The following is a 9,638-nucleotide window of genomic DNA, read 5'->3' on the forward strand; positions in this document are numbered from 1 at the left end:
CCGCCTGCCGAGAGGCGGGCGGCGGGTGCATCGCGGCGAGGATCGACTGGTGAGTGATCCAGCCGACGATGTGACCCTGCCGGGGGTCGAGGACGACGATGCCCCCACTGGACGCGCCTTCGAAGGCGTCGAGGGCATCGGCGAGGCTGGAGGCAGTGGTGACACTCGGACGCTGAACGGCGAGGTGGCCTGCGCTCCGAGTGGCACGGCTAGGAACGTCGAGAGCGTCGGCGACTGCCTGCGCGGTGACCACTCCCTGGTAGCGGCCGGCGTCGTCGACGAGCGGCAGGCAACCGTGTGGGGCACGGGCGAGCGCCACCGCCGCGCTCCTGAGCGGCACCGCGGCCGGCAGGGCCTCTGGTGGCGGACCCAGCGCGGCGGTGATCGGCTGGTTGCGCAACCGACGGGACTGGTGGGACGCGCCAAGGTCGACGCCTCGTCGAGTGAGCTTGAGCGTGTAGATCGTTTCATGGGACAGCAGGGCGCTGGTCAGGGTCGCGATCACGACCGCGGCCATCAGCGGCAGGATGATCGTGTACTCACCGGTGAGTTCGAACAGGATCAGCACGGCGGTGACGGGCGCACGGGCCGCACCGGCGAAGACCGCGCCCATGCCGACCAGCGCGTAGGCCCCGACCGGCGCGACCAGATGACCTGCGGCGTCGTGCGCGACCAGACCGAACGCGGCCCCGGTGGCCGCGCCGACGAACAGGGAGGGGGCGAAGACCCCACCGGACCCCCCGATGCCGATGGTCAGACTCGTGGCGACGATCTTGCCGACCAGGAGCAGCGCGAGCAGCCCCAGCCCGTACCGCCCACCGACCGCCCGTTCGAGTGTCCCGCGTCAAGATCTTGGCTCAGAAATCTTGACCTGAAGGTTGGGTATTTCCGATCTTGGTGGGGGGTTTGAGGGTGGGATTGTGGTGGATCTCGATCGGCCGGTGGAAACCGAGGGCCTCGTGCGGCCGGACACGATTGAAGATCTCCCGGTAGGCGTTCGCCTCGCGGACGAGGTCGTCGAGGGTGTCGATCTCGTGTCGGTAGAGGTGCTCGTACTTCAACGAGCCGAACGCGCGCTCACGGACGCCGTTCTGGCCGGGGCTCTTGCGCCGGGTGCGGATGTGGAGGAGCTCGGACCGGGAGGCGACGAACCGGGCGAAGACCGCGCCCTTGAACGCCGCCCCGTTGTCGGTGACCAGCTTGATCTTCCTGATGTCGCCGGTGGCCGGGTCGGCCAAGTGCTCGGCCAGCGGGACGCCGGCGAGCCGTTCCGCTTCGGCCAGGGCGAGCTGGACGGCGGCGACCGCGTCGGCGCCGGTGCACGTCGGGGCGATGTGCCAGCCGAACTCGACCTTCGAGTAGTAGTCACAGACGCCGGCCAGCCGCCAGATCCCCCCGGCGAGGGTCTCGTACTCGGAGAAGTCCAGCTGCCACACCTGGCACGGGCCGGTCGGCGGCGCGGTGAACGCGGCCCGGCGGGCCTTCGCCAACTCGCGGCGTTCGCCCTGGTAGTCGACGGGCTGGAGCAGGTCCCGGCGGCGTAACGCCCGCTCGACCGACGAGGGCGAGGCGGTGTGGCCGTCGACGGCCATCATCGCGTGGATCTTCCGATGGCCCCAGGCCGGCCAGTCGCCGGCGTACTTCGCCGCCAGCGGCTCGAGCGGGTCGACGACCGGCGCCGGCCACGGCCCCTTCCCGACCGGGCCGTCGGCCCGCGCCGTGGCCTGCCAGCGGGCATACGTCCGGCGCGGGATGCCGATCAGCTGGCAGAACCTCGCGGTCGGCATCGCCGCGTCTTCGCGGATCACCTAATGGTCCTCATAGGGGCCAGCCGGCCCTCCGCCGACTTCTTCCACACCCGCAACTCGACGTGCGCCTCACCGAGCGCGGTCTTGAGCTCCTCGACCTCGGCCGCCAGCGACTCCTCCCGGCTCGACGGACGGGACGACCCGCCCGCGGCCAGACCGGCCCGGCCAGCCTCCAGGAACTGCTGCTTCCACTTGCCGACCGACGTCTCCGACACCTTGTTCCGCCGGGCGGCCTCCGCGATCGTCACCTCGCCGGCGAGCACCGACAGCACGATCCGGATCTTGTCCTCGGCGGGGAACACCGGGGGCCGACTCATCTGATCTCCTTGGGCTCAGGGCCAACAAACCCCTGTGCCAAGAATTCTGACGCGCGACACTCGAACAGGACTGCCCTGAACAAAAGCCTGAACAACTGCAGAGACGGTCGCCGTGGTGCGCGCCGCGATACGCAACGGGCCGTCCGCTCCGGGTGGAGGGGACGGCCCGTGCCGTCGGCGGAAGCCGCCAGCGCCCCTGCCGCTGCCTCCGTGCCTCCCCCCGCGCCTGCCCCTGCCCCTGCCAGCGCTGCTGGCAGGGGCGCTGACGGCGCCGCTGTCAGGCGGTGGGCACCGCGGGCTGGGGCTCCCCGGCGCGGTCCGCTGTCAGCTCGGCGTGCAGGAGGCGGGCCAGCCCCGCGGCCGTGGGATGGTCGAACACGGCGGTCGGTGGCAGGCGCACCCCGGTCTGCGCGTGCAGCCGGCTGGTCAGCTCCAGGGACGTGAACGAGGACAGCCCGGCGTCGATGAGGCTGGCCTCGGGGTCGACCAGGTCCGCCGAGGCATGCCCGAGTATGTCGGCGATGTGCCCGCGCAGCAGTTCCACCAGCAGGTGCTCCCGTTCGGCCTCGGACGCCGCGGCCAGGTCCTGCCACCACTGGCCGGTCCATGCCGCCGGCTGCGCGGCGCCGTCGGCGGCCTGGCCGTCGACCGCGCCGTGACCGGCTGCCGCGTGATCGGCCGTGGTGTTGTCGGTGCCCGGGTCGTCGACGGGTTCCGCCGGCCGGAGCGGGCGGGTGGTGACCCAGTAGCGGGTGTGCTGGAAGGCGTAGGTGGGCAGCCGGACCCGGCGGGCGCCGGCGGGGATGGCCGGCGCCCAGTCCACGGCGGCGCCGTCGGCGTGCAGCCGGCCGAGGGCGGTGAGCAGCGCGCGTGGTTCCGGCCACCGGTCGCGTAGCAGCGGTACCTGGATCCCGGCGGCCGGGTCGCGCAGCGAGGCGGTTGCCAGGGCGCTGAGGGTGCCGTCCGGGCCCAGCTCGACGAACCGGGTGACGCCCAGATCCTCCAGGGCGCGGATGCCGTCCTGGAACCGGACGGTTCCCCGCAGGTGCCGCGTCCAGTAGTCGGCGGAGAGGAGATCGTCGCCGGTGGCCAGCGCGCCGGTCACGTTGGACACGACGGGGATGGCCGGTGGGGTGAACGTCAGCCGGCCGGCCTGCCGCCGGAACTCGTCGAGGACGCCGTCCAGGTGAGGTGAGTGGAAGGCGTGGCTGACCCGCAGCCGGCGGGCCTTCACCCCGCGGGCGCGGAACCGTTTGGCCAGGTCCGCCACCACCTCCTCGTCGCCGGAGACGACGGTCGACGTCGGGCCGTTGACCGCGGCGATCGACACCCGGCCGGTCAGCTCCGCCAGTTCCGCGGCGACCTCGTCCTCGGTGGCGTGCAGCGACACCATCGCGCCGCCCTCGGGAACGCTCTGCATCAGCCGTCCGCGCAGGATGACGAGAGCGGCGGCGTCGGCCAGGCTCAGCACCCCGGCCAGGTGGGCCGCGACCAGCTCGCCGACGGAGTGGCCGATCAGGTAGTCGGGCGTCAGCCCGAACGACGTGACCAGCCGGTACAGCGCGACCTCGTGGACGAACAGCGCGGCCTGCGCGAGGGCCGTCCGGTTCAGGATCGTCGTGCTCTCGGGGCGGGGCGGGGCGAGGACGAGGTCGCGCAGGGGACGGCCGAGGTGGGGGTCAAGGTGGGGATCGAGGTGGGCGGCGGCTTCGTCCCAGGCGGCGGCGAAGACGGGGTGGTGGTCGTGGAGTTCGCGGCCCATGCCGGGGCGTTGGCTGCCCTGGCCGGTGAACAGGAAGGCGATGCGCCCCGGCCCCGCCGCCGGGCGCGGCGCGCCGCGGGTCCCGCCGCCGGTGGCGACGGCGCGCAGCCCGGCGAGTGCCTCGGAGCGGTCGGCGGCGACGACGACCGCGCGGTGGGCGAACAGCGACCGGGTCGTGCGCAGCGAGTGCCCGACGTCGTTCAGGTCGAGGTCGAGGTCGGGGTGTGCGGTGAGGTGGGTGTGCAGGCGGGTGGCCTGGGCGTTCAGGGCGGTGGAGGTGCGGGCGGACAGCAGGAGGGGAACGGGGCGGGGCAGGGCGGTGCCGGCGGCATCGGTGCCGGTGGTGCCGGCGGCACCGATGGCGTCCGCGGTGCTGGCGTGGTTCTCGCTGCCGCTGGCCGTCGGAGCGGTGCCGTTCGCGCTGGTGCCGTCCGGAGCACTCGGCGTGTCCGGGGTGTCCTGGGTGCTGGCGCTGTCTTCTGGCGTGGGGGGTGCTTCGAGGATGAGGTGGGCATTGGTGCCGCTGATCCCGAAGGAGGAGACGGCGGCGCGGTGCGGGTGGGCGCTGGTGGGCCAGGGGGTAGGGGTGGTGGCCAGGGCGAGGGGAGTGGTGTCCCAGTCGAGATGGGGGGTGGGCGTGGTGGTGGAAGGAATGGTGGCGGGGATGTGGCTGTGGCGCAGGGTGTGGGTGGTGGTGATGATGCTGGCGATACCGGCGGCGGCTTGAGCATGACCGAGGGTGGCCTTGATGGCGGAGAGGAACAGGGGCTGGTCGGTGGGCCGCTGCTGGCCGTAGGTGTTGTGGAGGGCGTGGGCTTCGATGGGGTCGCCGAGGGTGGTGCCGGTGCCGTGGGTTTCGACGAGGTGGATGTCGGCGGGGGTGAGGCCGGCGTCGGTGAGGGCGGTGGTGATGACGCGTTGTTGGGCGGGGCCGTTGGGGGCGGTCAGGCCGTTGGAGGCGCCGTCGGAGTTGACGGCGCTGCCGCGGATGACGGCGAGGACGGGGTGGTTGTTGCGCTGGGCGTCGGAGAGCCGCTCAAGCAGGATCATCCCGGCGCCCTCGGAGAACGCGGTGCCGTTGGCGTCCGCGGAGAAGGGTTTGCAGCGGCCGTCGGGGGCGAGGCCGCGTTGGCGGGAGAACTCGATGAAGGTGGCGGGGCTGGCCATGACGGTGGCGCCGCCGGCCAGAGCGAGGGTGATCTCGCCGCGGCGCAGGGCCTGGACGGCGAGGTGGACGGCGACGAGTGAGGAGGAGCAGGCGGTGTCGATGGTCAGAGCCGGGCCGTGCAGGCCGAGGGTGTAGGAGATCCGCCCCGAGGCGACGCTGCCGGCGTTGCCCGTCATCAGGTGGCCGTCGAGGCCGGCGGGCGGCGGGGCGGCGAACGACACGTACTCCTGGGCGATCAGCCCGACGTACACCCCGGTCCCGCTGCCCCGCAGGGACAGCGGGTCGATGCCGGCGTTCTCTATCGCCTCCCATGACGTCTCCAGCAGCAGCCGGTGCTGCGGATCCATCGCCCGCGCCTCCCGCGGGCTGACCCCGAAGAACTCGGCGTCGAAGTCGCCGGCGTCGTCCAGGAAGCCGCCGTGGCGGGTGTAGGTGGTGCCGGAGCGGTCGGGGTCCTCGGCGAAGAGCGTGTCCAGATCCCAGCCGCGGTCGCGCGGGAACGTGTCGATGATCTCCCGTCCGTCGGCGAACAGCTGCCACAGCTGCTCGGAGGTGGCCACACCGCCGGGGAACCGGCAACCCGCCCCGATGATCGCCACCGGTTCGCGCTGGGCGTTCTCCAACGCGGCGAGCCGTTCCCGGGTCCGGGTGAGGTCGGCGGTGACCCAGCGCAGGTAGTCGACGAGTTTGCGGTCTTCTGACCGGTCTTCTGACATGGGGCGGTTCCTCTTCCGGCGGTCCTGGTCCTCTTCCGACGGCTCTTTCCGGCAGCTCGGCCGGTGGCTCTTCCGGCGGCTCAGCGGTCGGAGAGCCGGCCGAGCTCGTTGTCGATGAAATTCATGATCTCTTCGGCGCTGGCCACCGCCACTGTGGAGCTGTCGGAGCTGCCGGAGCCGTCGACGCCGGTCGCGCCACCGCTGCCGCCAGCCAGGTCGTCGAGGACCCGCCACAGCCGGGCGCCGAGATCCAGCTGGGCCGCGCCGTCGCGGCCGAGCGCGGCCAGCGCCTCCTCCAGCCGCTGCAGCCCGGCCAGCGCCTCGGCGGCGGGGTCCGGCGGTGGGACGAGCTCGGCCAACAGGTGGTCGGCGAGCGCGGCCGGGGTCGGATAGTCGAAGACGAGGGTCGGTGGCAGCCGCCGGCCGGTCGCCGCACCCAGCCGGTTACGCAGCTCGACGGCGGTCAGCGAGTCGAACCCCAGCTCCTTGAAGGCCCGTTCCGCGTCGACGGCGGCCACGTCGGCGTGGCCGAGCACGGCGGCGGCCTGGGTACGGACCAGCTCCCGCACCACGTCCACCCGGGCGGGTTCGGACAGGCCGGCCAGCCGGGTGGCCAGGTCGTCGCCGGCCACCGGCTGTGCCGCCGCGGCGGCGACGGGCAGCCGACGGGTGCCGACCAACCGGCGCAGCAGGGGCGGTACCGGTCCGCCGGAGCGGTCGAGCGTCGACAGATCCAGCCGGGTGGCGAGGAACGTGGCGGACGTCGACGTCAGGGCCTCGTCGAAGAGAGCCAGGCCGTCGGCGGTGGGCAACGCGATCAGGCCGCCGCGGGCCAGCCGGGCGAGATCGGCGCTGCCGAGGCCGCCGGTCATCGTGCTGGCCTGCGCCCACAGCCCCCAGGCGACCGAGGTCGCGGGCAGCCCGCGGGCACGGCGGTGGACGGCGAGCGCGTCCAGGGCCGCGTTCGCCGCCGCGTACGCCGCCTGACCGGCCCCGCCGAACACCCCGGCCGCCGAGGAGAACAGCACGAAGGCGGCCAGGTCCAGGTGCGCGGTCAGCTCGTGCAGGTGCCAGGCGGCGTCGACCTTCGGCCGCAGGACCGCCGCGAGACGCTGCGGGGTCACCGAGGCCAGCACCCCGTCGTCGAGCACCCCGGCGGCGTGGACCACCGCGGTCAGCGGATGCTCGGCGGGCACCGTGCCGAGCAGCGCCGCCGCGGCGTCGCGGTCGGCGACGTCAACCGCGACCTGCCGGACCTCGGCGCCCAGCTCGGTGAGCTCGGCGGCAAGCTCGGTGGCGCCGTCGGCCGCCGGCCCCCGCCGGCTGGCCAGCAGCAGGTGACGTATGCCGTGCCGGGTCACCAGATGACGGGCGACGAGCCCGCCGAGGGTGCCGGTACCCCCGGTGATCAGAACCGTCCCGGCGGGGTCGAGCCCGGTCGGCAGCCGCAGCTCCAGCTTGCCGATGTTGCGGGCCTCCCGCAGGTGGCGCAGGGCGGCCGGCGCGTGGCGGACGTCCCAGGCGATGGCCGGGGGCGCCGTCACCACGCCCCGCGTGAGCAGCCCGACCACCTCGCGCAGCTCGCGCTGGATGTCGTCGTAGTCGAGCTCCACCAGGTCGAACGGCAGGTAGCGCACCCGCGGGTGGTCGGCGGCGACCGCCTGCGGCGCGCGCAGGTCGGCCTTGCCGAGCTCGACGAACCGGCCGCCGGGGCGCAGCAGCCCCAGCGAGGCGTCGATGAACGTCCCGGTCAGCGAGTTGACGACCACGTCGACACCGGCGGCGAAGCGGGTGGCGAAGTCCAGGTCGCGGGAGGAGGCGATGTGCTCGTCGTCGAGCCCCAGGGCGCGCAGCGCCGGCCACTTGCCCGGGCTGGCGGTCGCGAACACCTCCGCGCCGAGATGGCGGGCCAGCCGGACGGCGGTGACACCGACCCCGCCGGCCGCCGCGTGGACGAGCACCCGCTCGCCCGGCCGCACCTGGGCGAGCTCGACCAGGCAGTGGTAGACCGTCAGCCAGGCCGCCGGTACCACCGCCGCCCGCGCGAAGGTCCAGGTGTCCGGGACCGGGACGAGCAGCCGGTGGTCGGTCACCGCGTGGCTGCCGACCGCCCCCGACAGCAGGCCGAGCACCCGGTCGCCGACCGCCAGGCCGGTCACCGCGGAGCCGACCTCCACCACGACGCCCGCCGCCTCGGTGCCGATCAGCGCCTTCCCTGGATACACACCGAGGGCGATGAGCACGTCACGGAAGTTCAGCCCGGCCACCCGGACGGCGACCCGCACCTCCTCGGCGGCCAACGGCCGGTCCCCCTCCTCGGTCGGGAGCAGGGCCAGGTTCGCCAGGGTGCCGCGGGCGGTGATGTCCAGCCGCCAGGAGCCCTCGGCCGGCACGGCCAGCGCCGCGGCCGGGTCGGGCCGCTCGAGCGCCGGGGCGAGCGTGGCGCCGTCCCGCAGGGCCAGCAACGGCTGCCCGCCCGTCAGCGTGGCAGGCAGGTCCGAGACGCTGGCCGAGCCCGGCCGGTCGGGGACGCCGAGGTCGACGAGGGTGATCCGGTCGGGATGCTCGGCCTGGGCGCTGCGGACCAGCCCCCACACGGCTGCGGCGGCCAGATCCGGCGCGCCGTCGCCCTCGGCGACACTCACCGCACCCCGGGTGACGACGACGATCCGGCTGCTGGCCAGCCGCCCGTCGGCGAGCCAGGACGTCAGCGTGGCCAGCACGGCGGCGGTGGTGTCGTGCACGTCGCGCACGCCGGCGCCGCCGTCGACCGCGAGGACGGCCACCGCCGGCGCGGCGTCCCCGGCGTCTCCGGTGCTGTCCGTGCCGGGCCAGGGTGACACCTCGATGCCCGTCTCCGCCAGCGCCGCGGCCAGACCGGCCGTCCATGCCGGGCCGGCCGAGGAGACCAGGCCGTCCGAAGCCAGGCCATCCGAGGAAGCCGGACCGTTCGAGGCGACAGGGGTCTTCGAGGAGACGGGGGCCTTCGAGGAGATGGTGGCCTTCGAGGAGATGGTGGCCAACACCCAGCGGGGGTGCCGCGCCGCCGGGGCCGTCCCGACCGCGTCGGTGGAGCGCCGGGGTGCCGGCACCCCGGCGGAGACCGGCGCCTCGGCGGGGAGCGGCGCCCAGACCAGGTCGTAGCGGGCGTCGCGCACGTCGACGCCGCCAAGGCTGGCAAGGCCTGCGAGCTGGCCGGCGTCGACCGGGCGGACGGTGAGGGCGTCGGCGGTCAGCACGGGCGCCCCGGACGGGTCGGTGACGACCAGTTCGACGGTGTCCGCTGCCAGCGGCCGTAGCCGCACCCGCACGAAACCCGCCCCCTGGGCGTACGCGGTGACCCCGGACCAGGAGAACGGCAGCCCGGCCTGGTCGAGGACGCCGAGCCCGAGCCCGTGCAGGGCGGCGTCGAGCAGCGCCGGGTGCAGGCCGTGCCAGCCGGCGGTGCCGCCGGCGGCGTCGGGCAGCCGCACCTCGGCGAGGATCTCGTCCCCGAGCCGCCAGGCTGCGGTCAGCCCACGCAGCGCCGGGCCGTAGTCGTAGCCGCGGGCCGCGAGGCCGTCGTACAGGTCGGTGACGTCCAGCGGTTCACCGCCCGGCGGTGGCCATTCGGCCGTGGCCGTGGCCGGGGGTGGGCCGGCGTCCGGCGACGGCGACAGGGTGCCGCTGGCCACGGCACTCCACGGCCGCGGTGGCGTGGTGGCGGTGGGTGTGGCGGCGTCCGCGTCGTACGGCCGGGTGTGGATCTCGAGCGCGCGCCGGCCGTCGTCGTCGGGCTCGGCCACGCTGACCTGCAGGTCCAGCCGGCCGGACGCCGGTATCACCACCGGCGCGGTCAGCAGGAGCTCGTCGAGCCGGCCGGCGCCG

General features: G+C 74.4%; 5 protein-coding genes and 1 pseudogene (1 of these 6 cut by a window edge). All 6 read right to left on the minus strand.

The annotated features are described in order from the left end of the window. Positions 1-517: the 5' portion of a CBS domain-containing protein gene (locus tag FrCorBMG51_RS22280; RefSeq protein ID WP_338052796.1), read on the minus strand. The gene continues 155 nt to the left of window position 1, outside the view; the window shows 517 of its 672 coding nt (coding positions 1-517); the start codon lies at positions 515-517; the stop codon falls past the left edge of the window. Then, positions 497-826: pseudogene (locus FrCorBMG51_RS33265) on the minus strand (chloride channel protein); the annotation flags it as partial. The pseudogene FrCorBMG51_RS33265 and the gene FrCorBMG51_RS22280, both read right to left, overlap by 21 nt. 31 nt (positions 827-857) lie before the next feature. Then, positions 858-1,808 carry an integrase core domain-containing protein gene (locus tag FrCorBMG51_RS22285; RefSeq protein ID WP_200902555.1) on the minus strand — a complete coding sequence of 317 codons (951 nt, stop codon included), beginning with the start codon at positions 1,806-1,808 and terminating at the stop codon, positions 858-860. Further along, positions 1,805-2,125: a transposase gene (locus tag FrCorBMG51_RS22290; RefSeq protein ID WP_076843522.1), complete on the minus strand. Its 321-nt coding sequence runs from the start codon at positions 2,123-2,125 to the stop codon at positions 1,805-1,807. Before FrCorBMG51_RS22290 ends, FrCorBMG51_RS22285 begins: the two co-directional genes overlap by 4 nt. A gap of 277 nt (positions 2,126-2,402) precedes the next feature. Next, a complete protein-coding gene (locus FrCorBMG51_RS22295) occupies positions 2,403-5,771 on the minus strand; it encodes a type I polyketide synthase (protein WP_052914945.1) in 3,369 nt (1,122 codons plus the stop codon). A gap of 80 nt (positions 5,772-5,851) precedes the next feature. After that, the coding region (locus FrCorBMG51_RS29135; protein WP_162233272.1) for an SDR family NAD(P)-dependent oxidoreductase at positions 5,852-9,638 on the minus strand (3,787 nt) is incomplete at its 5' end.

Origin of the sequence: Protofrankia coriariae (genome assembly GCF_001017755.1) — a bacterium.
Classification (GTDB): Bacteria; Actinomycetota; Actinomycetes; order Frankiales; family Frankiaceae; genus Protofrankia; species Protofrankia coriariae.

Bases quoted from the DNA above. Each gene is read 5' to 3' on its own strand.
- FrCorBMG51_RS22290 (WP_076843522.1), bottom strand. From the start codon at position 2,125: ATGAGTCGGCCCCCGGTGTTCCCCGCCGAGGACAAGATCCGGATCGTG.
- FrCorBMG51_RS22295 (WP_052914945.1), bottom strand. From the start codon at position 5,771: ATGTCAGAAGACCGGTCAGAAGACCGCAAACTCGTCGACTACCTGCGC.